This window comes from Enterovibrio norvegicus DSM 15893 (assembly GCF_900115495.1).
In the GTDB taxonomy this organism is placed as follows: Bacteria; Pseudomonadota; Gammaproteobacteria; order Enterobacterales; family Vibrionaceae; genus Enterovibrio; species Enterovibrio norvegicus.
Genome location: NZ_FOWR01000022.1, coordinates 1 through 25,620 on the forward strand (window position 1 = coordinate 1; position 25,620 = coordinate 25,620).

The 25,620-nt window shown below is 48.5% G+C and carries 24 protein-coding genes; 17 read left to right on the forward strand and 7 right to left on the reverse strand.

The window, feature by feature from the left end; all coding sequences use genetic code 11:
- From BM082_RS14485 to BM082_RS14520, 7 genes are all read left to right on the forward strand, one after another.
- A partial coding sequence (locus BM082_RS14485) for a type VI secretion system Vgr family protein (protein WP_139218794.1) occupies positions 1-1,306 on the forward strand: 1,306 nt, incomplete at its 5' end.
- Positions 1,263-1,835, forward strand: a complete 573-nt coding sequence (locus BM082_RS14490; RefSeq protein WP_241814555.1) for a DUF4123 domain-containing protein — start codon at positions 1,263-1,265, stop codon at positions 1,833-1,835. The genes BM082_RS14485 and BM082_RS14490, both read left to right, overlap by 44 nt.
- Positions 1,832-5,302, forward strand: a complete 3,471-nt coding sequence (locus BM082_RS14495) for a LysM peptidoglycan-binding domain-containing protein (protein WP_017015014.1) — start codon at positions 1,832-1,834, stop codon at positions 5,300-5,302. Before BM082_RS14490 ends, BM082_RS14495 begins: the two co-directional genes overlap by 4 nt.
- A complete protein-coding gene (locus tag BM082_RS14500) occupies positions 5,295-6,296 on the forward strand; it encodes an SEL1-like repeat protein (RefSeq protein WP_017015015.1) in 1,002 nt (333 codons plus the stop codon). The genes BM082_RS14495 and BM082_RS14500 overlap by 8 nt, the downstream gene beginning before the upstream one ends.
- A gap of 12 nt (positions 6,297-6,308) precedes the next feature.
- The gene (locus tag BM082_RS14505) at positions 6,309-6,641 is read left to right on the forward strand and encodes a hypothetical protein (RefSeq protein ID WP_017015016.1); all 333 of its coding nucleotides are present in this window, start codon (positions 6,309-6,311) and stop codon (positions 6,639-6,641) included.
- Complete coding sequence (locus BM082_RS14510; RefSeq protein WP_026024985.1) at positions 6,641-6,880, forward strand: hypothetical protein; 240 nt, start codon at positions 6,641-6,643, stop codon at positions 6,878-6,880. Before BM082_RS14505 ends, BM082_RS14510 begins: the two co-directional genes overlap by 1 nt.
- 422 nt (positions 6,881-7,302) lie before the next feature.
- Complete coding sequence (locus tag BM082_RS14520) at positions 7,303-8,196, forward strand: nuclear transport factor 2 family protein (protein WP_017009271.1); 894 nt, start codon at positions 7,303-7,305, stop codon at positions 8,194-8,196.
- Between the two features lie 165 nt (positions 8,197-8,361).
- On the opposite strand, the gene BM082_RS14525 is transcribed toward BM082_RS14520, so the two are convergent.
- A complete protein-coding gene (locus tag BM082_RS14525) occupies positions 8,362-8,934 on the reverse strand; it encodes a DsbA family protein (protein WP_074927460.1) in 573 nt (190 codons plus the stop codon).
- A 479-nt stretch (positions 8,935-9,413) separates the two neighbouring features.
- On the opposite strand from BM082_RS14525, the gene BM082_RS14530 reads away from it, so the two are divergent.
- Positions 9,414-9,965, forward strand: a complete 552-nt coding sequence (locus BM082_RS14530; RefSeq protein ID WP_074927462.1) for an outer membrane beta-barrel protein — start codon at positions 9,414-9,416, stop codon at positions 9,963-9,965.
- Between the two features lie 94 nt (positions 9,966-10,059).
- On the opposite strand, the gene BM082_RS14535 is transcribed toward BM082_RS14530, so the two are convergent.
- The gene (locus BM082_RS14535; RefSeq protein WP_074927464.1) at positions 10,060-10,965 is read right to left on the reverse strand and encodes a Gfo/Idh/MocA family protein; all 906 of its coding nucleotides are present in this window, start codon (positions 10,963-10,965) and stop codon (positions 10,060-10,062) included.
- Between the two features lie 289 nt (positions 10,966-11,254).
- Here BM082_RS14535 and BM082_RS14540 point away from each other — a divergent pair, with 289 nt between their 5' ends.
- Both BM082_RS14540 and BM082_RS14545 read left to right on the forward strand, forming a co-directional pair.
- Entirely contained in the window at positions 11,255-11,692 is a 438-nt protein-coding gene (locus BM082_RS14540) for a hypothetical protein (protein WP_074927465.1), read from the forward strand.
- A gap of 45 nt (positions 11,693-11,737) precedes the next feature.
- Positions 11,738-11,926, forward strand: a complete 189-nt coding sequence (locus BM082_RS14545; RefSeq protein WP_074927467.1) for a DUF1289 domain-containing protein — start codon at positions 11,738-11,740, stop codon at positions 11,924-11,926.
- A gap of 65 nt (positions 11,927-11,991) precedes the next feature.
- Here the strand turns inward: BM082_RS14545 and BM082_RS14550 are convergent, their stop codons facing one another.
- Complete coding sequence (locus BM082_RS14550) at positions 11,992-12,309, reverse strand: antibiotic biosynthesis monooxygenase family protein (protein WP_017009266.1); 318 nt, start codon at positions 12,307-12,309, stop codon at positions 11,992-11,994.
- A 943-nt stretch (positions 12,310-13,252) separates the two neighbouring features.
- Here BM082_RS14550 and BM082_RS14555 point away from each other — a divergent pair.
- The 5 genes from BM082_RS14555 (at position 13,253) to BM082_RS14575 (ending at position 18,563) form a co-directional block, all read left to right on the forward strand.
- Positions 13,253-15,679 (forward strand): DMSO/selenate family reductase complex A subunit, encoded by a 2,427-nt coding sequence (locus tag BM082_RS14555; RefSeq protein WP_074927530.1) that lies wholly within the window; start codon positions 13,253-13,255, stop codon positions 15,677-15,679.
- A 14-nt stretch (positions 15,680-15,693) separates the two neighbouring features.
- Positions 15,694-16,320 (forward strand): DMSO/selenate family reductase complex B subunit, encoded by a 627-nt coding sequence (locus BM082_RS14560; RefSeq protein ID WP_074927469.1) that lies wholly within the window; start codon positions 15,694-15,696, stop codon positions 16,318-16,320.
- Positions 16,317-17,159: a dimethyl sulfoxide reductase anchor subunit family protein gene (locus tag BM082_RS14565; RefSeq protein ID WP_074927471.1), complete on the forward strand. Its 843-nt coding sequence runs from the start codon at positions 16,317-16,319 to the stop codon at positions 17,157-17,159. Before BM082_RS14560 ends, BM082_RS14565 begins: the two co-directional genes overlap by 4 nt.
- A gap of 177 nt (positions 17,160-17,336) precedes the next feature.
- Entirely contained in the window at positions 17,337-17,990 is a 654-nt protein-coding gene (locus tag BM082_RS14570; RefSeq protein WP_017015021.1) for a TorD/DmsD family molecular chaperone, read from the forward strand.
- 18 nt (positions 17,991-18,008) lie between these two features.
- On the forward strand, positions 18,009-18,563 hold the full coding sequence (locus BM082_RS14575) for a 4Fe-4S binding protein (RefSeq protein WP_074927473.1): 555 nt from the start codon (positions 18,009-18,011) through the stop codon (positions 18,561-18,563).
- Between the two features lie 109 nt (positions 18,564-18,672).
- Here BM082_RS14575 and BM082_RS14580 read toward each other — a convergent pair whose 3' ends face one another.
- Positions 18,673-20,199, reverse strand: a complete 1,527-nt coding sequence (locus BM082_RS14580; RefSeq protein WP_074927475.1) for a phospholipase D family protein — start codon at positions 20,197-20,199, stop codon at positions 18,673-18,675.
- A gap of 308 nt (positions 20,200-20,507) precedes the next feature.
- Here BM082_RS14580 and BM082_RS14585 point away from each other — a divergent pair, with 308 nt between their 5' ends.
- Entirely contained in the window at positions 20,508-20,903 is a 396-nt protein-coding gene (locus BM082_RS14585) for a DUF2750 domain-containing protein (RefSeq protein WP_017009258.1), read from the forward strand.
- 112 nt (positions 20,904-21,015) lie between these two features.
- On the opposite strand, the gene BM082_RS14590 is transcribed toward BM082_RS14585, so the two are convergent.
- From BM082_RS14590 to BM082_RS14600, 3 genes are all read right to left on the reverse strand, one after another.
- The gene (locus tag BM082_RS14590; RefSeq protein ID WP_017016709.1) at positions 21,016-22,185 is read right to left on the reverse strand and encodes a questin oxidase family protein; all 1,170 of its coding nucleotides are present in this window, start codon (positions 22,183-22,185) and stop codon (positions 21,016-21,018) included.
- Positions 22,186-22,254: 69 nt separating this feature from the next.
- Positions 22,255-23,229, reverse strand: coding sequence for a glutathione S-transferase family protein (locus BM082_RS14595; protein ID WP_017016710.1), 975 nt, complete (start codon positions 23,227-23,229; stop codon positions 22,255-22,257).
- A 54-nt stretch (positions 23,230-23,283) separates the two neighbouring features.
- A complete protein-coding gene (locus tag BM082_RS14600; RefSeq protein WP_074927478.1) occupies positions 23,284-24,267 on the reverse strand; it encodes a glutathione S-transferase family protein in 984 nt (327 codons plus the stop codon).
- Between the two features lie 281 nt (positions 24,268-24,548).
- Here BM082_RS14600 and BM082_RS14605 point away from each other — a divergent pair, with 281 nt between their 5' ends.
- Positions 24,549-25,556: a substrate-binding domain-containing protein gene (locus BM082_RS14605; RefSeq protein ID WP_017009254.1), complete on the forward strand. Its 1,008-nt coding sequence runs from the start codon at positions 24,549-24,551 to the stop codon at positions 25,554-25,556.
- Positions 25,557-25,620 lie beyond the last annotated feature (64 nt).

Here is a 25,620-nt window from a genome sequence, read left to right on the forward strand (position 1 = left end):
TTACCCAGGCCGCTTCAAAAGCGATGCGGCGGGTAAGCCGTTTACCCAATACCGGTTAGAGCACTTGCGCAGTGATGCGTTAACGGCGACTGCCTCTAGCACCATCATGCAGGTAGATGCGGGCATGGTGTTTGACTTGGACGGTCACCCGGACGACACCACCAATCGGGATTGGATTGTGGTGACCCTGCACAGTGAAGGCACGCAGCCTCAAGCTCTGGAAGAGCATGGCGGCGAAGGCATGACGTCCTTCCACAATACGTTTTCAGTGATTCCAGGCCATCGCCCTTGGCGTCCCATTCCGGAAGCCAAACCTTGTGTGCATGGCCCACAAATCGCGATTGTAACGGGCCCTGCAGGCGAAGAAATCTTCTGTGATGAACACGGGCGCGTGAAAGTGCAGTTCCCGTGGGACAGATACGGCAACAGTGATGAAAGCTCAAGTTGTTGGGTACGTGTCTCCCAAGGCTGGGCGGGCGGTCAATACGGCATGATGGCGATACCACGCATCGGCCATGAAGTGATTGTCTCTTTCCTTGAAGGTGACCCAGACCAACCGATTATCACGGGCCGCACGTATCACGCGACCAATGTGCCGCCCTACCCGCTGCCAGCCAACAAAACCCGCACGGTCCTGAGAACCGAAACCCATCAGGGGGAAGGCTTCAACGAACTACGTTTTGAGGATGAAGCAGGGCAAGAAGAAATCTATGTTCATGCTCAAAAAGACATGAACTTGCTGGTCGAGAATGACCGCAAAGACAACATCAAACACGACTTGCATCTGGAGGTGGAGAACGAGCGGTTTTCACACATCAAGGTGGATGACCACCTGACAGTAGATGGGCAAAGCAAAGAGCACGTAAAGGGTGATAAAACACTCACCACTGACAGCTCAATACACATCAAACAAGCAACCAGCCAACTCGTCGATGCTGGCTCTGAAGTTCATCAAAAATCTGGTGCGAAGCTCGTTATCGAAGCTGGCAGTCAAATCACCCTAAAAGCAGGCGGGTGTTTCGTCACCGTGGATACCGCAGGTGTTCACATTTCTGGCCCGGTGATCGACCTCAACGCAGGCGGCGGTGCAGGGAGCGGTTCAGGGTTTGGGGGTGCAATGCCGATGTTGCCGGGTGGGGTTACCGCCCCTACAGCACCCGCCGAGATACTATTGGCACCTCAAGCCGCGACCATGACTAGCTTGCTTCCGCTAATTGCGGAAAAAGACATCCCCATGATGGAAATTTGTCAAAGACGCGGGAATGGCGAGTGTAGCAAGCCTAATTGTGAGTGTGACGATGCGTGATCTTATCCCTAATTACGTCTTGGTTGTTGATGCCCTTCGTGTCAAAGACGCCACCGCTTTTGCCACCACACATGAAAAGCCGTGGTTCTTTTTGTATGACAACACGCCTTGGAAAGCCCAGCGACAAAACAGCCCCGTTTGCATTACAGTCACAAAGGACGATGCATTATGGTCGTTGTGGCAAAACAATTCGCTTTGGGCGAGCAGCGCTGTCTTATTTGAATTTGATAGTGCTATTCCCCAGGAAAACCGAATTGACACCTTGCAGAAACTTATCACCGTCAACTCTCAGGACGGGCGCTTGTTCCTTTTGCGTTTTTATTCACCCAATACCTTGTCATTTTTAATGGCACATCTGAGCAATGATGAAAAACAGATTTTTTTTGGTACAGCGGATGCTGTTCTCACCAGCTTTAATGTTGCCGAGTCTCAGCCAATCAAACGCTATGAGCCCCCCACTATCAAAACTGTGCTCGCAGATAAAGATTTAGTCTTAGATAACCAGCTTGTAGAGGCCATGTTCCAATGACAAAAAGCTATATGATTAAGTCGGGAGAGACACTATCGGCTCTCGCTGTTCGATTTAATACGACCGTTGAAACGCTGCACAGTCTCAATTCGCAGCAAATCAAAAATATCGACTTAATCTATGATGGGAATACGCTGACCGTTCCTACCTTGCCCGATACAAGCACAGAAAAAAGAGAGCCCACACCCCAACTCGCGAAAGAGAGCGTGGCGGCGTTAACCTGTAAAACACAAAAGTTCGTGGACTCTTTATTCATTCCCGAGCATCCAAGCACTAAAAAACAGCAAGTCCTCTTATTGACGCAGGAAGCAGTAGACTGCGTCAAAGCCGAAGCCGATATCTGTAAAGCTGCGCTGAGCGGCTCGAGCAAAGAGGACATTGTCAAAGGGCTTAATGGGCTTGGCATTGTTGATTCCTTTGACGCTGTTGCGCATGAAATGTTTTTAAAGATCGACAATCCAAAGAGTGCAGAGCATTACAAGCACGCGCTGCTGGAACACCTTCAGTTGACCCAAAGCGGTGATGTTATTCTGCTTCCCGCAGATAACCCCGATATAGGTCTTGGCGATATTTCAAAAAAAATTGAAAAGATAGAAAGCGACTTTGAGGAAGATAAACGTAGTATTCAAGGTAAAGAGATGATCCATAAACCGGGTGGATACTGGGGAAGTATTACTCTCTCTTACGAGCAAGCCCTTGAGCAGTTCGAAGATGAGCGGATGTCTCAATATCGGAAGCTGAAAAAGAGTACTATTAAAGCACTAGAGAAAGCGATTGAGGGCTTTGAAAAAAAAGCGACCCGTATTGCTCGGAAGACCAAAGTTCAAGAGGGTGAGCACACCTTTGCGTTCATCGATAAGGGGTATTATTCCTCCGATCGCGATGCAGAGGTTTACGCAAGTTTAAAAAAAATCATTACCCAAAGAGTCAAGTTGGAGATCTCCGATTACCTTTCCCCTCAGACAATCAAAGAAAACAGTCCCATCCCAGATATTAAAACCGTTCATGATTTCTATCAGTATTGGCGTGACAAAGCAGATAAAGAAATCCAAAAAGCACACACCAATAAGTGGGGGGTAAGTGCGTATCTGGGCACTCAAGATATAAAATACCGTTTTTTTTTCGAGGCTGTCCACGAGCTCAACCAGACGGGCACCGTCATTAAAGAGCAGTGCCTGACTGAAGATCAACTGTTTCATGGATGGCAGGATGTCAAAGCCCTGATTGACACTGTCGATGAACGCAATCCGAGCATCGAAGTGTTTGTCAAAGAACTTAAAAACCTCCACAACACCCTGAATTTCAAAGACGCAATAGGGTATTACCCTATGTATGTGCTGCATCTTTTCCTCATTCGAGAGGTCGGGCGGCGTTTACGTGATTTTTCTGAGAGGCTTGGAAAGAATGAAGCCTATGTTAAATATGTCCGCCAACTTCTCGATTTTGCATTGATGCTCCAACAGCGCCAACTGTCATTAAAACTAGCGGCTGAAACACAGAAATCTTCGCCATCTATTGCGTATATTGATGAGAAAATCACTCATTTTGGCGGTGTACCAAGTGCAAGTAACACTTCGCATATGCTGCTCTGGGATGAATATTCATGGGAGCCAGAAAGCCTTGAACATCAAATTTTCGCTGCAGCTGGCCTCAACAACCTCTCTATCGTGGAGTGCGCATTATCTTCTGCTCCCCAAACGGTGATCTACCTGAAGTCAAATCACCCAGTATTTGAAAATAACCTTGCCTCATGCATTAAACCGCTCAGTGTCACCCCCCCTAGTGGTGCAATAGGAAACGGGGCGGCAGGAAACAAATTTTCCTCAGAAACCTCAATAGGCAACTTAAGCTATCAAGGCACACACTATTCGACACTCGCTGCTATTCCGAATACGATCATTTTCCCCTGGCACGGCTATGTCATCGACAATGAATTCTTCGGGTTGCCCGGCTACACCCAGATCCACTCTGGCGCTCAATTTGCTCGATTCGTGAACAGCGCAGAGCTTTTTACCGCTCAGGAAGATACGTTTAGCAAAGACCATGTCCAACTCAGCGGCGAAGTAAAAGCAGGATTTGACTTAGCCAGTGCCGCCTTTGGCTTTGAGAGTAAAATACCGCTTCCATTGGACATTCGCTATAAAACAAAAGATCTCACCTCAACGTTCAAAAACCTTGGCAAGGGAGAGCTTTGTCTTCAAGCACAAGTGCACGGTTTCCTCTCTGCTAGCGTGCAGGTTGCATCCAACATACATGTCGGCAATATGGCAAATGGCGAAATCGGTGTGCGTGGCAGTTACGACCAAACAACTGATTTTAACGAGCAGCGTAGCCAAAACGCGACGATAACGCGAAACAATGAACCGACCACAATAGCAGCCGGTGCGAGAATGGAAGCGTCTGCCTTTGCAGGCTTAGAAGTGGGGGGCAAGGTAAGCTGTGAGTTCGACTGGATTCCCCCACAGACAGAGCAACGCCTCAACCTGTTTAAAACAGGGATAGGCGTTCGCGCCACACTGGGCGTAGGCTATAAAGCGGTATTCCAATGCACGTTCCATAAAGGTAAATTTATCTTTGTCACAGACATGAGCATGACCAAAGGGCTAGGAGTGGGTGGCAAATTTGCCACCGAGTTAAACGTCCTGGCGGCGGATGATTTTTTTGCGGCCGTACTTCAAATCATGGAGTCAGCGGACTTTCATCGCTTCGAATTCTTTCTGGAAGATGAAAACGGAGAAGATACCTTCGGTGCCTTCAATACCGTGCTAACGGTCGCCGCCGCTTTTGGCCTCTCACTCTCACAGGTGTTATTGTTACCGTTCAATATGATCAGTAACCTTGAGAAAGAAGCGTCTGACAAGAAAAACGCCTACTATGTTGCCGCGTTTCTCAACTCAAAAGAGAACTTGGACCTCAACGAGAAATGGATCAGAAACATGCCCGCTGAGACCTTGGCAAAATTGTTTGATGCGCTCATTTATCACAACGAAATTCCCTTCATAGGTATGTTTGGCGACGGCGAAAAAGCCGCGAGAAATAATATCGCACAGTTAACAGCCATCAACCGCATTTTGACTTGGTTAGGTGCTAACAACCCCACGACCCAGCAAATACGCAAATTTGAAAATGCCATGCAGCGGGTCGGGATGAAAAAACCGCACGAGAAAGTAGAAAAAAAATGGGAGCAGTACGCCGAGAATATCGTGTCACTGCGCCGCTTTTTTAGTTTGGCTGTTAAAGATGATTTTCATTCTGACACATACGATAAATACCCCTACCGAGATCAAATAAATGACCAATGGAAAGCATTTAATAAACAACTACCGGAATTGATGAGACTAACACCGTTATTCAAAAAATCGGTGTTGAGAGGTCCTCACCGGGAAGAGGACGTTTACCTTGCCATTCCAGCGTCAGACCAGCACGCCATCAAAGACGCCGTTGCGAAAGGATACCGCCGTGTGTAATACCTTGAAGTCACTTTTCTTCACTACTTTATTAGCCGTCACCACCTTGGCGTCCGCCAACGACGACACCGCCCACGGTATTGCCAAATACAATGAAGGGGCGTTTCATGAGGCGCGAAGCCTATTTCTGGCACAATCTGAAAATGGCGATGCCTATGCCACCTTTTGGCTGGGCGTTACCCAATGGGAAACAGGGGAGCGCTTTGAGGCGGGCGACACCTTTCTCCGTGCAGCTGAAATGGGCGACCCCTGGGCCATGTATATGCTAGTCCCTAGAGACGGAAACCCCTGCCGCTATTTAGGCTGGCCCTGTGATGAAGCATGGAAAACCAAAGCCCTTGCTGGATGGGAAGCCCTTGCTGAGCAAGGCAATGCCAAGGCCCAATTTGCCATTACCAAAGTCAGCCAACCCTGGTGGGAGTACATTCCGTTTTACAGGCTATTTCGCTATCAGGAACTGCTGGAAGCGGGCATGGAGCAAAATACCTATGGTGCCTATTACCGCTACATGCGTAAATTTGGTGGAAGACACAACGAGTACAAACTGAACTACATGCATAGAGCCGCGAAAAAAGGCTATGCCCCTATGATATCTGGCATAGGATACAGCGAAGACTCAAGCGTCAAAGGCCAAGAATTTGCCTGGTTGCAGAAATCATTGGATACAGGTTTCCCTACTGCCGCCAAATCCCTATGTAGTGCATACCAATGGGGAGGGGAAGGTTTTCCCATAGACATTGAAAAAGCCTTTTACTACTCGGTGGTTAATGAGGTACTGAATAAAGGCAGAGACGAATGTAAAGTGTTTACCCAAGAGTCAGTAACGGATGAATACGGGTTAATCGTTTCAGATAGCGAGGGTAGGTCAATCAAACGGGATCTCATAAGCAAAGAGCGCCAACAGGAGCTGCGTAAAGAAGCGGAAGCCTACGCCAAGACCTTAACCCCTAATCTCTTTTTAGATGAAACCACCATTGAACTGTTTGTTTATTAAAGGCGATTGATTATGGGTATCGATACATTACTGAGCGAAAGCCTTTATGCACTAGGGTTTATTTTTGTGGTCGGTGTAGCCTCTATCCCTGCATGGCTGTTATGGCGTTCAAAACTCAACACGCTGGAAAAAAAAGGGAAAACCGCTCCGCTTACAATGACAATACTCTGCACCCTATTGTCCATTGTCACTCTGCTGATTGTGCAACCGCCGAAGGATTTCAGCGTGTTTGCGCCTGTTATCTATCAGTGTTGTGTGACTATGGTCTGGTCACTGTGCCTGATTTTGTTCATCCGCTTCAAAAAGAGAACCTCGCCAGCCTGCGTGACCAAAGAGTCCCTTTGATGCATGCGATCGCGCTCAATATACTGAAGAAAATACTGTTTATTATTTTTCTGGTGGCGCCCGTAGGAGCATCTGCCAACGACGCCAGCGGTATCGTAAAATACAACGAAGGGGCGTTCCACGAGGCGCGTAGCCTGTTCCTGACACAATCTAAAAAGGGTGATGCTTACGCCACCTTTTGGCTGGGCGTGACCCAATGGGAAACGGGGAGCGATTTCAGGCGGGCGACACCTTTTTAAAGGCCGCTGAAATGGGCGACCCGTGGGCCATGTACATGCTAGTCCCTAGAGACGGAAACCCCTGCCGCTATTTAGGCTGGCCCTGCAAAATAACTGGGACCGTCGCTTTTAGAAAAACGAAAAATCCGCCTCTAAATCTGCGCAGACTGACAGATAGCAGGCATACAAACCCACCAACCTGATGTTTGTTGCAGCAAGAAAAGGGCTAGCAACGCTAGCCCAGTTAGGATACAAACTCCACAAAGCTGTATTCTCCCCTGCTCTTCAAACCAATTCACCAAATCGACTCCTCATTGTTCCGTTTATGCGAACTATCAAGTCAAATAATGCGCAATTATCAACCAATCAAAGTTTCGATAAGATCATCTTCATCGTCACACATGGAGCATCACTGCTCTTAACTTATTCAAAAGGTGAATAGTATGGATACGTTGAAAAGAATAATTGCAGTATCGATCATTTCGATGCTTCCTTGGGGTATCAGCCATGCAGATGCTCAATCAGACAACACGTTAGCGGTTGCTAAATCCTTTCTCGAAGCCGCTGGCAGTGGTAACGGCGCAAAACTGACCGAACTCATGAGCGATGATTTTGTTTGGCATAACGAAGGCGACAAACGCATCCCTTGGATTGGCCCTTGGAAAGGCCAAGAAGAAGTGATGGGCAAATTTATGCCCGCATTCGGTAAAGGTTTGACAGTGACAAGCTGGAGCACCGACCACAGTTTTGCTAACGCAGATCAAGCGGTGTTTATGGGTTCAATGAGCGCTATTCTCAACAACACAGGTGTTGATACTGGCAAATTCACGTGGGCTGTTCGTGTTCATGTAGAAGACGATAAAGTAAAAAGCTGGAACTGGATGGAAGACAGCTATGCGGTATCGAAAGCTTACAATGACAACACACAAGCAAACAAAACGACGGTAGAGACTTTCTATACACTTCTGAGTAACCCGGGTTCTGAAGAAGCGGTAAAAGCCTTCAGCGCTAACACGGCAGATAACTGGGAAAGTGTCGGTAACTACTCTGGCATGAATAAGTCGAAAGGTGCTTTCTTGGGTCAAATGGGATACTTCGCCAAATTAATCCCAGACTTAAATTGGAATATCGAAGAGATGACGCATGCTGATGATCGTGTGATTGTGCGAGGCCGCGCAACCGGCACACCAACGGGTCCTCTCTTCGGCGTTGATGGCGCAGGTAAGCGCTTCGACATTATGACGATTGATGTTCATACCATCGAGAATGGCAAAATCACCAAATCGCATCACGTAGAAGATTGGGCCGGCGCGTTAAAGCAGCTGAAAGGCAAATAAGCCTAGCAAGTAACGTGAATCTAAGCGCTGGTCGATTCACTATCGACCAGCTTTTTTAGCAACCTGCCAGTAAAAAGAAGCGAAATACGTAATCGGTGAATAGAGTAATGTATACCTACTCAACACCGACCTCTTCTCTTCCTGATTCTCTAACCAGACGGGAACCTACAACAAAGGATCAATCACCGCTTGCCAGTCTTCTAGACTTGAGTGCTGATCAACAGGCACTAAACCCGCGTTATTGATGAACACCGTTGGCGTTGCCCAGACCGAGCGTGTTGCAGCATAGCGAATGGGCGTTCTTGCCATCACATAGATTTCACTGCTGTCCATACGCTCGAAAAACGCGTCTCTTTCTACCTTGCCATGTTCTTCGGCGTAGTCGGCGACGAGCTGCCGTAAATCGTCATGGGTTTTATGAAGGAAAGGCCCGTTGTAGAACGTATCTTGTCGTTCATAGAGGAAGGTAGCGAACCCATAGAATTTGTCGGCGTCTCCCTCTGCCAAGGCAAACAACCCCAAGCTCATGTCCCATGCTTGTCGATGATTACTCAGGGTTATCAAATGCGTTTTAAGGCTGACCGATGCCCCCGTGTAATGACGCATAACCGCCATGAGGTTTGGCCAAATTGCACGCGAGTGTGGGCATTGAATATCGACAAAAACATCAATCGTCACTGATGCTTGGGGATCACCAAGAAGAATACCGCTTGGTCGGTGGGGGATTGGTATGCTCATCACTTCCTTATGTACATTGAGTTTGTTGTTATGTGTTTGTCAGTGTAGCCAATGACCTGCAATCGGTTCTAGAGGGAGAGTGTTCAACACATGCTACTGTCGGTTCTTTTCTTGATAATGCTGTTGTGAAAAGGGTATCTGCCAAGGATTGGTCGCTTGAAACCGTTATCGAACAGCGCTAACGGCGTTTATCTTCTTTCAATGTGACTCGCAGAAAACAACCGCAACACTCCCTGCAATCAACCTGAATCCAGAGCCATATTCCACCCTGAAGGTTTAACCCCCGCATTTGAGATCACCTTCAAATAGAGAGGGTTACTCGCAATGATATATTCTCCGGTAACACATTGAGAGGTATAGAAAGATCGCCCATTCGAAGATGAAATACCTGCTTCGTTTTTCGACAGAAAAGCTCACTTCAAACACGGCATTTTCAACGCCACCTCTTACGTACTTATCAAGCTAACCATGGTCCCCGGATGAAAAAATCACTTATCGCTCTGCTTTTGTTCAGTACACATTCCTATGCCGACAACCACGTTTACGCGGGTGGTAACCTTTCAATCTTCAATGATATGGAACTGAAATACAGTGGCATGTCAGCCGATAAAAACAGCGATATAGGTGGTAGCGCTTTCGCAGGCTACAGCTTCACAGTGTCACCCGGTTTGGAACTTGGGTTAGAGGTTGAATATTTGTACTTTGGTAAAGCTGACTTCACCAGCTCAAGTCACGTAGACGCCGATGCTTATTTCATAAACGCCAAACCTAAATTCGTCGAGGAAGGTAATAACCTTTACAGCGCATTGATCTTAGGGGTTGGCTCGATGTCTTCCGAAATTAGCGTGAGTGGTCAAAGTATCAAGGACACCGATCTTTCTTATCAGGCTGGCTTTGAAATTGGCTATATGATCGATAACTTAGATATCGGCGTTGGATACCGTTACCAAACGGCTGAGTTTGATGGCTTTGACGGAGCGGATGTTTCTAACCAAAGTGTCACTCTCGGCATTCGATACAATTTCCGATGAAATAAGAAAGGAAATGCGGGTTGAGCCAGCCAAACCCTGCGCTGGCTCATGTTTGCTTTGCGACTCAGTGCGTCAGGCATAATTGACCTTAACATCACGCGCCTGAGATTCTCCCCAACAGCTGCTCACAAAAAGCATGGGTCGACAGGTTCCGTCGCTTCATTTGTTCATCCATCTGTCCTGACGTCGCCACATCCACCCAATCTTCCAACATGGCTTTAAAGCCCTTGGTTTCTAGCGTATCTGTCCAATCGGCCATTTCGATGCGTTCTGTTTTGCCGCTTTCAGACTTTTCGCCGCGCAGGAAACTGTCGAATTGGTAGGCTTCATTGTAGAAACTCAGAGAGACAGATTCGCAGGTTTTCCCAAACTGACGGTTCATTTGGCCATTAAACAGCGTGCCGTTTTCTTCCCAACTCAGGTTAATCATGGCGATGTCACTGCCCTGTCGCTGGACTGAAATCTGCATGTCTTGCTGGTCGATTTTGCCGCGTAGATTCAGTGAATCGATCACATGGATCATGTCATCCAGGACGAAGTCTTGTACTGCACCGACAAGGTTCAGTCGGTGTTTGTGCCAGGTAATGGTGCGAAGGTCATCACGCGCCACCAGCGAGCGCCAAATAGGAATGTAACGTCGATTGAAGCCGACAAATAAGGGGACGGATTTTTGTTCCGCCAAATCATGAAGCTTTTGATAATCTGCAAAATTTAAGGCAGCAGGCTTATCAACGAAAACGGGCACCCCTTGCTCGATAAAGAAGGTAGCAATCGAGGCATGGGTTTCACTGCTGGTATGGATCATCACCCCATCAATGTTCATGTGCACAAGTTCACGATAGTCGCGGCACGTTTCTGCAATGCGGTACTCACGCGCCACTGCGGCAAGTTTTTCGGGGTTGCGAGTACAAAGAACAAGCTCAAGTTCAGGCAGTCGCGTCAAGACAGGTAAGTAAGCTTTAGTGGCAATGTCACCCAAGCCGATAACAGCAATTCTCATTCTTTTTCCTTTGATTGATGAAGCAGATAGCAGGCTGATGTAGGCAGCTAAAACACCTACAGAGCTTATCATTTTCTTCGCGAAATAAGTTTTTAAAACGTCTCGTTTAAAAGACATCGCCCGGATTCAAACGCCGTATTTCTCTTACGCTGTTTTTACTTAACTCGGCCTGTTGACACGCATTCAATGCCATTGATATGTTACGTTATAACATCACAATACACCCACCTAAACCACGATAAGACATATTGAATGATCGCCTCGTGTTAGTGCTTCGAGGGATGCCATTATGAAAGACATTAAGCCTATTTTCCGAAACCTCGAGAAAATGCTAAGGCAATCCTCTTGGTTTGATGACGGTTGGGAAATTTATAACCGTGGCGATTACATACAGCTTTATAAAGAAAATTGGCACAACGAGGCGCAAGGCGGTATCCACTTTGAGACCTACATTGAAGCGCGTGAGATAAAGAAAAAAGCGTTCCCTATTTGCCTACATGCAGAAGAGGACTGTCCGGCGCAATCTGAGTTTATCCGGAAGTTTCTAGCGCTTGAAGGTGACCGAATCACGGGTTGGAAAGGCTATCGAACCATTGGTAGTGGCTACCATGTCTGTCAGCGAACGTTGCCACTCAACGTTAAAAACCTCGAACAAAAGCTATTCGAGGAGTTTAACCGCCTACGACAACTCGAGTCTGGCATTGAGCAGGTATTGCGTGAGCTTTAAAGAGATGCATCAAGGGATACCAAACACCGCAAAGGACAGAGCAAAGTGAAGCGAAATCAAAGTCCCTGTATTGATGTGTGTGATTTTTCAGCCCCCAAGGGATGGTGTGTGGGCTGCGGTCGCACTCGGGAAGAGTGCCAAAAATGGAAGTCCATGAAACCCTACGACAAAAACATCCTCCAAAAAGAACTAAATAAGCGCATGTCCAAAATAAGGGCAAAAAGCACCAAGTGACCATAGAGGAAAACTGACGCTACGCATTTGGCGCTCCGACGCTAAACAAGTCACCTTTCATCGCGTTATAGGCTGTATTCCCGTTCTACTTTGGCAATGCGCGTGGTAAACGCCGCGTACCATTTCTTGCGCCCTAGCTTCTGCGCTTCAATGTGCTCGACGTTCGCTTTCCACTGCTTGATGGAATCAAGATCTTTCCAGTAAGAAACGGTAATGCCAACGGTATCTCGCGCCGATTCTACGCCAAGAAAACCGGGTTGCTGTTCGGCCAGTTGAACCATTCTTGCAGCGGTTTCGCCATAGCCGTCGTCGAGTTCTGTTCTGAGATTGGTAAAGATAACGGCGTAATAAGGGGGTGGCGGGGTGTTAGCGATGTCTGACATAAAAACTCCTTGTCTGTCATGTGTTGAATGTCCTTTCAACATCATGTCGAGCTAGCCTAGCTTGTGTTCATTGTCTCGCCAACCCTCGACATTGAGATTACAGGAGAGCAATGATGAATAGATTTGCTTCAGTCATTACAATTCTATGTATCCATCATCACAATATCCCCATCACAGATCTATCACGTCGCCCTCCGCTCCTATCACGTAAATATCGCCAATAATGCGACCATAAGCACAATTAAAAATACCAAAAATAGAAAGCGCCCTAATTCGATGTCGAAATATTAACGCGAGGTTAAATGCCTGACCACGCATTAACATATTCGTTCTAATGGCAATGAAATGTTATTACAAACAGTGAATAAAATTCTATATAACACTCACCCTTCAACAAGATAATTAATTTGAACTCTAATCAATCATTAACGATTATTTTTCTGATTAGGGCTCTATAGTTTCCTTTCCAATACAATACGTATTTTCATCGACGAGGTTTTCAGCCTCGATACACAAAAATAAAATAATTTTTAATCAGATACTTACAATCAAATGCCATCTCTTCCCTCTCGCTACACCCCACAAGAAAAAGACATACTCTCACACCAAGAGTATAATTCATCGCAATCATTCACCCGCAATATTGTTTAATTATTTTTCAATTGCGAATCCGTCGCATTTATAAATAATGATTCGAATCCAAAATTGATTGAAATCAACAAAGCGTCATTCATGTTGCATGTGGCACCAATTTCCCCCGAATAAATATTCCCTCACATTTAGGGAATATTTATAGTTCTCATCGCAATACTCCATCAAAGATTCTACGTTTGAGACCCTAGCAATCATTCATTTGGTGAATGCTTTGTTAATGGGTTTGAAGCAAATAAAAATAGCTAAGTCAATTAGCACACAGATCCGCGAAAGCGGTGTGAGAATGACAATGAAAAACTGGATCGATAAGGCGGTATTAGCGCCGATGAAGCGTCGAAGCTTCATGAAGTGGGGGGCAGCCATCGGTGGTGGTTCGGCACTGGCTGCTGGTTTACCACTGAAAGCGGTTGCCAAAGCTACGGCAACAAACGCCATTGAAACCAAAACGGTATGGTCTGCTTGTATGGTGAACTGTGGTAGCCGTTGTGCACTGCAAGTGCACACCCAAAATGGCGTGATCACCCAAATTGAATCAGACAACCGTGGCGATGACCAAGGCTTTGGTAATCACCAAGTGCGTGCGTGTCTGCGTGGCCGCTCTATCAAACACCGTGTTTACAACCCAGACCGCCTGAAATACCCAATGAAGCGTATCGGCAAACGTGGCGAAGGCCAGTTTGAACGCATCAGCTGGGACGACGCGCTGGATCTGATGGCGGAAAAACTCCAGTACACCATCAAAGAATACGGTAATGATTCAATCTTCATTACCTATGGTTCAGGCACACAAGGTTACCGCACCGACGGTAAAGACTGCTTCAAGCGTCTGTTCAACCTTGTGGGTGGTTTCCTTGATTACTACGGTAACTACAGCTGGGGCCAAATTCAGTTTGCTCTGCCGTTCACTTACGGCTCCATCAAACCGTCGGCTTACGGTAGCTATACCACAGAAATCGAAAACGCTGATCTGCTGGTGATGTTCGGTTATAACCCTGCTGAAACCCGCATGAGTGGTGGTGGTGAGATCCACGAGCACATCAACGCACAGCGTAAGAATAACGTGCGTACCATCATTATCGATCCGCGTTACACCGACACCATGCTGGGTAAAGAAGATCTCTGGCTGCCAATCCGCCCAGGTACTGATGCGGCGCTGGTTGAAGGTATCGCACACACCTTGATCACCGAGAACTTGGTTGACCAAGATTTCTTGAACAAGTACTGCCAAGGCTACGACGCGTCTACCCTGCCAGCCAGCGCACCGCAAAACGGTCACTACAAAGCGCACATTCTGGGTCAAGGTCCTGACGGCATCGAGAAGACTCCTGCGTGGGCATCGAAAATCACCGGTATTCCTGTTGATCAAATCGTGCAACTTGCGCGTGAAATCGGCACGGCAAAAGCGTGTTTCATTACCCAAGGTACGGGTATTCAGCGTCAGGCGAACGGCGAGCAAACGTCTCGTGCGATCGTGATGCTGCCAATCCTAACGGGTAACATCGGCCGCCCTGGCACAAACACCGGTGATATGCCTGCGAACTGGAGTTACCCAGCACCGCGCATTCCAACCGGCGTTAACCCGATTCAAGTAAAAGTGCCGTTCTTCAAATGGAGCGATGCGATTTACCGTCATCAAGAAATGACCGACAAAACCGACGGCATTCAAGGTGCGGAACGTCTTCGTACCCCGATCAAGTTCCTACTGAGCTACTCAGGCAACATGATCATGAACCAGCATGCGGACATCAACAAACACCGCAAACTGATCGAAGATGAAAGCCAAGCAGAATTCATTGTGGTGTGTGATAACCATATGACCTCGTCTGCGCGTTTCGCTGACCTGCTTCTACCAGACGTGACCACCATCGAAAACAACGAAGTGAGCTCGGACGGTTACTCTTCAGGTTCATTAGGCGGCGTGTTCCCGCTGGTTCGTGCTATCGAACCATTGTACGAAACGCGTTGCGCCTACGACATGTGTGTGGGTCTGTCAGAGCGCCTAGGCGTGAAAGAGGCGTTCACCGAAGGCCGCACCCGTGACGGTTGGTTGGAATACCTGTACGAAGGTGCGCGTGCAAAAGATGCGAACCTGCCTACGCTGGAAGACCTGCGTAAAAACGGTCCTTACACCTTGGCTGCGCCAAAAGAAGGCCGTATCGCGCTGGAAGATTTCCGTAACGATCCAGAGAAGCACGCCCTTGGCACGCCGTCTGGCAAGATTGAAATCTACTCCACCAAGCTGGAAACCATCGCGAAAGAGTGGACCTTGGCTGACGATGAAATCATCACGCCTATTCCTCAGTACGTGACCACATGGGAAAGCCACCTGGATCCAAAGACCGAGCAGTTCCCGCTGCAATTCTTTGGTTACCACACCAAAGGCCGCACGCACTCTACCTACCACAACATTCCGTGGCTGCGTGAAGTGGTGTTCGACGGTATTTGGATGAACCCAATTGATGCGAAAGCACGTGGTCTTGAAAGTGGCGACTATGTTCGCGTGTTCAACGATCGTGGCGAAATTCGCGTTGCCATCAAAGTGACCCCGCGCATCATGCCGGGCGTAACTGCGCTAGGCCAAGGTGCTTGGTACAACCCAGATAAAGACGGCGTCGATTTGGGCGGTTGTATCAACACATTGACCTCACAGAAGAACACACCACTGTCGAAGGGGAATCCTCAGCACACCATTTTGGTTCAAGTGGCCAAGGTTTAAGGGGAGATAAATAGATGACTCAATACGGATTCCATGTCGATACCAGTAAGTGTACTGGCTGTAAAACCTGTCAGGTTTCATGTAAAGACCGCAGCGATCTACCTGTGGGCGTTAACTGGCGTCGTGTTTACGAATACGCCGGCGGTGACTGGGTGCAAAACGATGATGGCACAGTAAGCCAAAACGTTTACGCCTACTACATGTCGATTTCATGTAACCACTGCTCAAACCCAGCGTGTGTGAAAGCCTGTCCAACGGGTGCGATGCATAAACGTACTGAAGATGGCCTTGTGGTTGTCGACAAAGACGTGTGTGTCGGCTGTCAGTACTGTGGCATGGCGTGTCCTTACGGCGCACCGCAATACCACCCTGAAAAGAAACACATGACCAAATGTGATGGCTGCTACGAGCGCATCGCTGAAGGCCGCAAGCCAGTATGTGTTGAATCTTGCCCGCTACGTGCGTTGGATTTTGGTCCAATGGATGAACTTCGTGAAATGTACGGCACCAAGAACGACGTTGCGCCATTGCCAGACCCACGTCTGACTTCACCTAACTTGATCGTGACCACATGCCGTAACTCTCGTCCAACGGGTGACACCACCGGCAGCATCCAAAACCCGACAGAGGTATCGCTATGAGTGAATTATCGCTGGTTTTCTTTACCGTTCTGGCGCAATCCGCCGTCGGTATGTTTATCGCGCTAGGGTTGGTTGAGCTGTTCTTCAAACCTGAACGCAAAGGCATGAACATCGCATTCATGGCATCACTGGCGTTGCTCGGTCTCGGTGCAATGGCATCGGTGACGCACTTGGGTCAGCCATTCCGCATGTTCAACGTCATGTTTGGTCTGGCTCACCTGTCTGCGCTAAGTATGGAGATCGTTGCGCTTTCACTGTTTGGTGGCGCAGCCTTTACCTTCACCGCACTGCGCGTGTTGAACATTCAACCAACACTGCAAAAGCTGACGCTACCTGCCGCCATGGCACTGGGTGTGGTGTTCATTCTTGCGATTGTAAACGTGTACCGTCTGCCAACCGTGGTGAGCTGGAACTCACATTGGACAACCTTCCAATTCCTGATGACGGCAGGCGTTGTTGGCCCAATTGCAGCCGCGATGGCATTGCGTGTGCTTGCCCCTCAGCTTGGTAAAGCTCAAGCCTGTGCGGATCGCACGCTGGGTATGGCTGCACTGACCACCATGGCAATCTCTTTGATTGGCTTTGGCGGTTATGCGGTGTGGCTAGGCCAACTAGACGCTTACACCAACCCCTTCGCGATTGCGAACGCAGAAGCCTTCACCATGGCGCGCATCGGTTTGATGGCATCAGGTGTCGTGCTGTTTGCCTCTCAAGCATTGCGTGACAATAACAAAAACGCAGGCATCACTATTGCCGCGTTCTTGATGGTGGTAATGGCAGAATTGTCTGGTCGTGCGTTCTTCTACGACGCCTTCATCAGCGCAAGTTCTGGCATGTAAATCATCGCCGAATTGTTCTCAAGGGGCAGGATAGCCAGCCCCTTCTTTTTTAGTTTTTTCTCGCTCGTTCTTTGTTTTATCGCGTTACCTTTTTTCTTTTTTCCACCGTCTTTTTGTTTTTGTTGCCAACACACGTTGTTTTTACCTTATTAATTTCAGTCGAATAAGCCCATTGCCATGAATGACTTTCGTTACCAAACGCTTGCAAGCCTTACCATCGCGAGCCACTTTTTTTACCGTGCTCTGCACCAAGCGCCAGATGCCGCGTTTATTGATGCCTTGTACGACGAAGCACTGTTCGATGAATGGCCTGTTGAAGTCAGAAACGACAAAGTGGAACACGGCTTAGCCCTGTTAAAAGCACGCCCTGACTTGCAGGCCATTTCCCGTGATTACGCGCAACTGTTTGTCGGGCCTAACACCCTTGCGGCTGCGCCTTGGGGTTCTGTGTATCTTGCAGAAGAGCAAACCACTTGTGGCAAAACCACCCTGGCGATCCGCGCCTTTTATGCAGACCACGGCATTGCCATCGACACGGGCGAACGCGAACCTGAAGATCACATCGGCTTGGTGTTTTCATTTATCGCCTACTTGGTGGAAACCGCGCTGACCACGCAAGTAATAGAAATGGCCCACAACGAGAGCTTGGTATCGTTGCAAACCTTCCTAACGGACCATGTATTAACATGGGCGCCACGTTTCTTTGCGGTGATGCGAGAAGGTGCAACCACCGAGTTTTACCAAGGCCTGAGCTTATTGGCTGAAGGTACGTTGGAGCAACTGGCCTCACAGGTGGATGCGCAATACAAAATCGTGACGGTTTACCGCTAATACAGGCTGCAATTCATCATGTCTGACAGAGACGAGCGTTACTACACTGCACAACTCAACATGCAAACATGCAGCCGTCGCGGGCTGTTTCGTGGCTTGTGGTCTGGCGTCAGTAAGCCCGTAAAAACACAAGCAGGCCTTGCCTCAAAGCGCACCGTGCCAAGGCCACCGACAGCGGTTGATGAAAGTCTGTTGAATCGTTTGTGTGACGGGTGTGGAAAGTGTGCCAATGCTTGCCCACCGCGTATTATCAGCATGATTGAAGGTAAGCCAGTACTTACTTTAGATGGAGGCGCGTGCACTGAATGCAGAGAATGCCAACGCGCGTGTCCCACCCTGGCATTGGCCAATGCATCACCTGATACATTGCCATCCACAGGGGCTATCGCCATGCTATCTGGCATGTGCATTCGCCAAATGAGTGCGCCTTGCCAATCCTGCTCTGAGGCATGCCCTCATCAAGCAATTGACACTGTAAATCGCAGTATCGCTATCGACACAGAAAAATGTTCCGGTTGTGCCCAATGCCGCGTCGCCTGCCCTGCTCATGCGATTCAAATGGTGATGAGATGAAATGTGGCATTTCCCGCACCCAACACAGGCAAGCAACTCCTGCTGCATAAAAAAAGTTCGCCCAGTGTTGGCGAACTTTTTTATTTCTATCAAGGCTTATTGCTACTCTTCACAGCCAGCTTTCAATAGGTAACAAACCGCTCAGCCATGCCCCAGTGCGCAGCAAGAATCCCGAATCGGGCTCAGTATCAAACGAACGACGATAGTAATGATCAACCCAGCGCATTTCTCCGTTGTCCATCTTCACTTGATACGCGTTTTTGCTCAGTGCTTCAAAGAACGTTCGCTGCGCACCGTAGACGTAGTTTGGCGTATCAAACATCACCGCCATTTCCGTGTTCAACCGGGCGGAACGCGGGTCCAAATTCATCGAGCCCACAAAGAGCTGTTGCGAATCAAGCATCATGACTTTGGCATGAAGGCTTGAGCGACTGCTCCCCGTCACACTCCAATGGTGACGCAAATAGGTGTGCGCCTTCATTTCCCACAACTCAACACCCCCTTCCACCAGCGCTTGGCGATATTTCGCATACCAGCCATGCACGGCAAAAACATCGTTAGAGGCTAAGGAATTGGTTAGCACAACGATGCGTTTACCACTCAACGAGGCTTTAATCAGTGCGCGCGTGCCCGCTTCTGTCGGCACAAAGTACGGAGAAATAAGGATCATCGAGGATTCAATTTCTTCGAGCACCTCCGTAAGCCCTGTGATCAATAGGCTATCGCCATCATCAACTTTCGCAGGTGAATCAAACAACAAACGCGCAGGCCCCCAATTCAGGGCAATCTGATTATCTTTGATTTTCTTGTACAGCGGCAAGGTCGCGAAGTTGTATTCATCGCTGGTGAACTTGTGTTCGATACGCGATGCCTCACGCCAACGGGCAACATCTTCCGTGTTGGGGATGCGCTTACTCTTTTGAATCCACGACATCGGCACCGAATGTTCGCTGTTCCAATACATATCGAACTGTTCTGCCGTGTCTTCTACCACAGGGCCGTTGAGCAACACATCGAAGTCACCAAATTCCACGTTTGAACGAAACGAGAAGTACTCGTTTCCAATATTGCGCCCCCCAACCACAGACACCACACCATCCGCCGTGATCGATTTATTGTGCATACGACGGTTCAAACGCCCTGAATCAGTGATCCAAGAAAGCATTCTCAGGGCACGAAATTGATGGGGATTAAACAAGCGAACATGAATGTTGGTGTGTCCATTCAGATACGCAATATCACTGTCTTTACGGCTTTGCATGTCATCGATCAGTAATCTGATTTTTACGCCACGTTCCGCCGCTTCATACAAACGCCAAACAATCAGTTGGCTCGTTTCATCATTACTGAAAATGTAATACTGCAGATCGAGACTATGCTCCGCCGACTCAATCATGGCCAAGCGAGTCAGCAATGCATCATGCCCAGTCTCTAGCGGGAAAAAGCCTGAAAACACATCAGGCACATCCTTTGGCTTCGAAAAATAATTCGACAGCACAGTATTGGCTTGATAGCCCCCATGATATTGCTCTGCTTTAGGAGCATGTCCTTCGCCATAATTTGGCTGATAGGTAAAAGCCACAACGACACACACAGTGACGATGGCAAAAAAAGAAAGTAGAAGCTTCTTTCTCAAGAGGTTGAATCCGTTCAATTGTGTTGCCCATAAATTACCACATCGTGCTCAATTTGGCGCATATAGTGAGGCAGGTTAACGAATTTTGAATCTGGATTGACGTGGCGCTCTAAATTTCACACTTTGAGTACTGACAACTCACTTTAAAACTGCCGTTCTTTTTTACTATCCCCCAATGTTTAGCACTCCCCAAAACCACCTTTTAATACTCAGCTCAGTCGCAAAATCGTTCACTGGAAATTAGGCATCGTTTCATCTCCGTCTTTGGGTATACTAGCGGCAACTAACATCGCCAGGTGGAATTCAAAATGGCTAAAACCCTGACTCCAGAACGCATCGCAGAGATCCTTAAATTCGACGTAGACCAACGCTATAAGTATTTAGTGAAGGAAGTTGTCGAGAACCGTGAAATTTGGATTCTAATCGATGAACACGGCTGTGTGATGCTGAATACCGAAGACGAAGATTGTGTGCCAGTGTGGCCAAATGAAGCGTTTGCTCAAGAATGGGCAACCGGTGAGTGGGAACATTGTAAACCCGAAGCGATTGGCCTAAACAAATGGCACAGCCGCTGGACGAACGGTTTGATGGACGATGAGCTGTCTATCGTTGCGTTCCCGAACATCGAATTGGAAGGCGTTGTGCTGTTCCCTGATGAGTTCGATTTCGATCTGTCTGATCAAGCGAAAAAACAAAAGCGTTAAGCACTTTCAAGCCCAAAAGGGTTTGGACGATGACTGAACGTGACATGTTGAATAAAAAAAGAGCGGGCATTGCCCGCTCTTTTTGTTTGTGTCGCTCAAATACATCACTGTTTTAGCCTAGCGCGACGGGCTCTACCCTTGTGTGTTCTGCCAGCACATTGATGGCCGCCGCTTTGTAGAGCGGATTGGCTTCAATGTTTTCGTAAAGCCACTTGCAGCTAAACACCATTTTGATGGCATGTACTTCTGGCACTGACGCAATACCTTTGGCAATGTCTTCCCAATCGGATGCATCCACGTATGCTTGCGCATCTGTCGCCACTGTCGGCAAGGTTTCTGGGAAGCCTTTTTCAAGATACAAGCCAGTCAGCCATACCCAATAGCGCTGCCAAAGCTCCGCCAATACAGGGCGAGCGCCGTTGCCGCTATCCAGCATTTGTTGGGTGATGTCCGCCAATGCTTGATACGCCGTCACACCATGTAAGGTGGTGAGTGCAGGCTCGTACAAGTACAAGCTGATAGCACGATCACCGATTTCTTGAATCTTCAGCTGAAGGTTTTCTTCGGTTATGAAGAAATTCTCAGCAACCGCGATGTCGTGAAGCACAGGTTCAGAACATAAACGTTCACAAACGCTCAGGCTTCCACCCCAGACACTGACTTGCGGTTTTGCCGCGTGCAACAGTGCCCAATTCTCCGCCGCACTGGCTGACAAGGTTGTCAGATTAGTACGAGGTGGCAACATACGTTTATACAAGTCTTCGTAACGTATCGCCCAGTAGGCTAACGCATCCGCAATCAAACCTTTGTCGCCATGCATCATGGCAAAGCTCAATCTGATCAATGGGTGAAACAAACCCATTGGCAGTGCGTATTGCAGCCTTTCAAGCACGGAAAGCAAGTACGCGTTTTGATCGTCAGTCGCATTCAAACCTTCAAAGAAAACCCGCTGGAAATCTGCCAGCATGTTGGCTTGCCCTAAATAGTCAGGCCAGTTTTCTTGGGTGATCACGCCTTTGTCCATCAAGCGTAAATCTTCGCTAATTTTGGAACGATAACGCGGCCAGGTTGAGCGGAAGTTACGTATATCTTCATCGCTCGCGCCCAAGCCCTGCAATGACATGATGGTCATCGGGTAATGGTTCGCCATGCCGCCTTTCGTCACGCCACCCAAATTGGGGTGGAATGCACTGTCTTTCAGCATTTCATCGTTTACCAACGCAGACATGTCAGGCGCTGCGTTGAATAGTCTTGTCGCCGTGTTTGATTTTGTGAATAACATAATGACTCCTCCGTACGTTGGTAAATATTGCTTTGTTCGTGTTTTTTCATAGCGCATAGAAAACTGCGCTTACAAAAAGTCGACCGTTGGGGCAACAGGCACAATACCGTGCGGGTTGCGCAGTGGACTTTTCGAGTTATATCCGCGGCGATACACATCCAGATCGATGGTGTCTCGTACGCCCGGTTGTTTCACCAGTGCTTTCAAATATGCCGATATATTCGGGTAATCACGTAACGCTTTCAGGTTGCATTTGAAGGCGGTGAAATACCCCACATCAAAGCGCACCAGCGTCGGCAATAATCGCCAATCCGCTTCGGTGATCGCATCGCCCAGCAAGAAGGTCTGCTCGCCAAGGCGGGCTTCGATCTTTTCAAGCGATTCGAACAACACAGTCACCGCTTCACTATAGGCGTCTTGCGTTCGCGCAAACCCTGCTTTGTAAACGCCGTTATTGACCGTGTTAAAAATCCAATCGTTCAGCGCATCAATGTCTTGCGCCAGCGCCGCTGGGTAAAAATCTTGCTCATCACCTGTCACTTCATTAAATGCGCTGTTGAACATACGAATGATCTCTGAGGATTCATTACTCACAATGGTCTGGGTTTTCTTATCCCAGAGCACGGGCACCGTGACGCGCCCGGTGAAATCAGGGTTCGATTTCACGTAAAGCTGGTGCATGGCTTCAAGGCCTAGCAGTTCGTCCGTAAAGCGCGGATTGCTCGCATCAAACACCCAACCTTGATCGGTGCGCAGCGGCGCGACTAACGACACGCCCACCACGTCTTGCAGCTTTTTCACTTGGCGATAAATCAAGGTACGATGCGCCCATGGGCAGTTCAGCGCAGCAAAGAGGTGGTAACGACCCGCTTCGGCTTGAAAGCCTGCATCGCCGCTTGGCCCTGCTTCGCCTGTCGCGGTCACCCAGTTTCTGAATTTGGCCGTCCCGCGCACAAATCGCCCTTGTGCGTTTTCATACTCTTTGGCTTCCAACTCACGCAACGCATCATCGGTCAGCCAACGGCCTTCAACTAATTTTCCCATTGCTTCACTCCTTTACTGCGCGCCACTCGCTTGCTCTGCGTTGACGTGTTTGAATCATTGACCTATTTGTTCACGGCCGTGTGGTGTCGTGAAATCCAATGCTGGGCCAAGCGGCACAATGCGTGTCGGGTTTACCGTTTCATGGCTGCCGTAATAGTGCGCCTTGATGTGGTCGATGTTCACCGTCTCTGCAACGCCCGGCTGTTGATAAAGATCGCGCAAGTAGCCTGAGAGGTTTGGATATTCGACGATGCGGCGACGGCTACACTTGAAATGTCCGACATAAACAGCATCGAATCGGACCAAGGTGGTGAACAAACGCCAGTCCGCTTCAGTGATTTGGTCACCGACCAAATATCGGCGTTCTGCCAAGCGTTCTTCCAGTTTGTCCAAGGCACTGAAAAGGTCGTCCACGGCTTCGTCATAGGCTTCTTGAGTCGTCGCAAACCCTGCGCGATAAACGCCGTTATTGATGTTTGGGTAAATGAAGTCATTAATTTCATCAATTACCTCTCTCATCGATTCGGGATAAAAATCGCCGTCCTTTGCGCCAACGTCATCAAACGCGCTGTTGAACATGCGAATGATTTCCGCGGATTCATTGCTCACAATCGTTTGGGTTTTCTTATCCCAAAGCACAGGCACGGTAACCCGTCCGGTATAGTCAGCGCGTGCTGCCGTATACACTTGGTGCAGATGCGTTTTGTTGTTCACGCTGTCTGCAATCACGTCGTCGCCCGGCAAGAATGTCCAACCGTCATCGCCCATAAAGGCATTCACGACAGACACTGAAATCATGCTTTCTAGCCCTTTTAACGCACGGAAGATCAAGGTGCGATGTGCCCAAGGACACGCAAGAGAAACATACAAATGATAGCGACCAGGCTCTGCTTTAAAGCCACTCTCGCCGCTTGGTCCGGCTGAGCCATCTTGCGTTACCCAATTGCGAAAGCTGGTGGCTTTGCGGGTAAAACGTCCGTTGGTTTTCGATGTGTCATACCAATCGGTGCGCCATTTTCCATCGACCAATAAACCCATAATGTGTCCCTCTTAAGCTGCATGTTGTGCTGATGGAGCAACGATACGGGTTGTTGGGTTGCGCATAAACACACGTAGTTGGAAATGATTGTTCTCTTACGGAGAACGATTGTTCGAAAGAACAATCAAGCGAGCTTCAGGTAAACACTGTGGTTAATGGGCATGAGGTATGGCAAAAGAAGCCCCTGATTGTGAGAGCGCTATCGGTTAACGTGCGCCCAGAACCCTGCACAAATCATTTGTTTGCGTATAATGATGCCAAGTGAGCAGTGAGGTATTTCATGTCAACGATCAAAGATGTGGCAAAAGAAGCCGGTGTGTCTATTGCGACCGTTTCTCGTGTTATAAACAAATCTCCGAACGCCAGTGAGCAATCCATTAAGGCCGTGACCGAGGCGATGAAAAAGCTCTCCTATCGCCCCAATGCCGCCGCAAAAGCGCTGGTCAGCCAGAACAGTGCCACGATTGGCGTGTTGGTCGCAGACGTTTCCGATCCTTTCTTTGGCACGCTCACACAAGCCGTTGATCGTGTTGCCCGCGCGGCAGGAAAGCACACCTTGATCGGTAACGGTTATCACGACCCTCGCGAAGAGCAAGAATCCATCGATCTGCTGATCAACAACCGCTGCGATGCACTGATTATCCACTCAAAAGCCCTGTCTGATGAAACACTGATCAGCTACGCCGAAGAAGTGAAAAGCCTCGTACTGATCAACCGCCACATTGAAGCACTCGCTGGACGCTGCATTTCACTCGATAACTTTCGTGGCGCGTATTTGGCAACAGAATTTCTGATCAAACACGGCCACACCAAGATTGCGTTGATTTCGTCTAACCATGACATTGAAGATGCGCACGAGCGTAAGAAAGGCTTTGAAGCTGCACTTCGCGACAACAATATCTCGCCTTGCGAGCGCATGGTGGAATTGGGTGACCCGAGCAGTGATGGCGGTGAAGAAGCAATGACGCAATTGCTGACGCGCTCCGTGGAATTCACCGCGGTGGTGGCGTACAACGATTACATGGCGGCAGGCGCGATGTCGGTCGCGCAAGAAAATGGCATCAATGTGCCAGATGATGTGTCGATTGTGGGCTTCGATGATGGTTTGATTGCACGTTATGTGTACCCGAAACTCACCACCATTCGCTACCCCATTAAAATGATGGCAGAACAAGCAACTCAGCTTGCGCTTCAACTCTCCAAGGGGTTAAGTGATGTTCCAGAAATCATGCAGTTTACGCCGACGTTGGTAAGACGAGATTCCGTCGCGCCCGTTCGTAAAAAATAGGGCGCGTAGTGAGAAACTAGAAGCGAGAAGCGAGAAGCGAGAAGCGAGAAGCGAGAAGCGAGAA

Bases quoted from the DNA above. Each gene is read 5' to 3' on its own strand.
- BM082_RS14490 (WP_241814555.1), top strand. From the start codon at position 1,263: ATGGCGAGTGTAGCAAGCCTAATTGTGAGTGTGACGATGCGTGATCTT.
- BM082_RS14495 (WP_017015014.1), top strand. From the start codon at position 1,832: ATGACAAAAAGCTATATGATTAAGTCGGGAGAGACACTATCGGCTCTC.
- BM082_RS14505 (WP_017015016.1), top strand. From the start codon at position 6,309: ATGGGTATCGATACATTACTGAGCGAAAGCCTTTATGCACTAGGGTTT.
- BM082_RS14510 (WP_026024985.1), top strand. From the start codon at position 6,641: ATGCATGCGATCGCGCTCAATATACTGAAGAAAATACTGTTTATTATT.
- BM082_RS14520 (WP_017009271.1), top strand. From the start codon at position 7,303: ATGGATACGTTGAAAAGAATAATTGCAGTATCGATCATTTCGATGCTT.
- BM082_RS14525 (WP_074927460.1), bottom strand. From the start codon at position 8,934: ATGAGCATACCAATCCCCCACCGACCAAGCGGTATTCTTCTTGGTGAT.
- BM082_RS14530 (WP_074927462.1), top strand. From the start codon at position 9,414: ATGAAAAAATCACTTATCGCTCTGCTTTTGTTCAGTACACATTCCTAT.
- BM082_RS14535 (WP_074927464.1), bottom strand. From the start codon at position 10,965: ATGAGAATTGCTGTTATCGGCTTGGGTGACATTGCCACTAAAGCTTAC.
- BM082_RS14540 (WP_074927465.1), top strand. From the start codon at position 11,255: ATGAAAGACATTAAGCCTATTTTCCGAAACCTCGAGAAAATGCTAAGG.
- BM082_RS14550 (WP_017009266.1), bottom strand. From the start codon at position 12,309: ATGTCAGACATCGCTAACACCCCGCCACCCCCTTATTACGCCGTTATC.
- BM082_RS14555 (WP_074927530.1), top strand. From the start codon at position 13,253: ATGAAAAACTGGATCGATAAGGCGGTATTAGCGCCGATGAAGCGTCGA.
- BM082_RS14560 (WP_074927469.1), top strand. From the start codon at position 15,694: ATGACTCAATACGGATTCCATGTCGATACCAGTAAGTGTACTGGCTGT.
- BM082_RS14565 (WP_074927471.1), top strand. From the start codon at position 16,317: ATGAGTGAATTATCGCTGGTTTTCTTTACCGTTCTGGCGCAATCCGCC.
- BM082_RS14570 (WP_017015021.1), top strand. From the start codon at position 17,337: ATGAATGACTTTCGTTACCAAACGCTTGCAAGCCTTACCATCGCGAGC.
- BM082_RS14575 (WP_074927473.1), top strand. From the start codon at position 18,009: ATGTCTGACAGAGACGAGCGTTACTACACTGCACAACTCAACATGCAA.
- BM082_RS14585 (WP_017009258.1), top strand. From the start codon at position 20,508: ATGGCTAAAACCCTGACTCCAGAACGCATCGCAGAGATCCTTAAATTC.
- BM082_RS14590 (WP_017016709.1), bottom strand. From the start codon at position 22,185: ATGTTATTCACAAAATCAAACACGGCGACAAGACTATTCAACGCAGCG.
- BM082_RS14595 (WP_017016710.1), bottom strand. From the start codon at position 23,229: ATGGGAAAATTAGTTGAAGGCCGTTGGCTGACCGATGATGCGTTGCGT.
- BM082_RS14600 (WP_074927478.1), bottom strand. From the start codon at position 24,267: ATGGGTTTATTGGTCGATGGAAAATGGCGCACCGATTGGTATGACACA.
- BM082_RS14605 (WP_017009254.1), top strand. From the start codon at position 24,549: ATGTCAACGATCAAAGATGTGGCAAAAGAAGCCGGTGTGTCTATTGCG.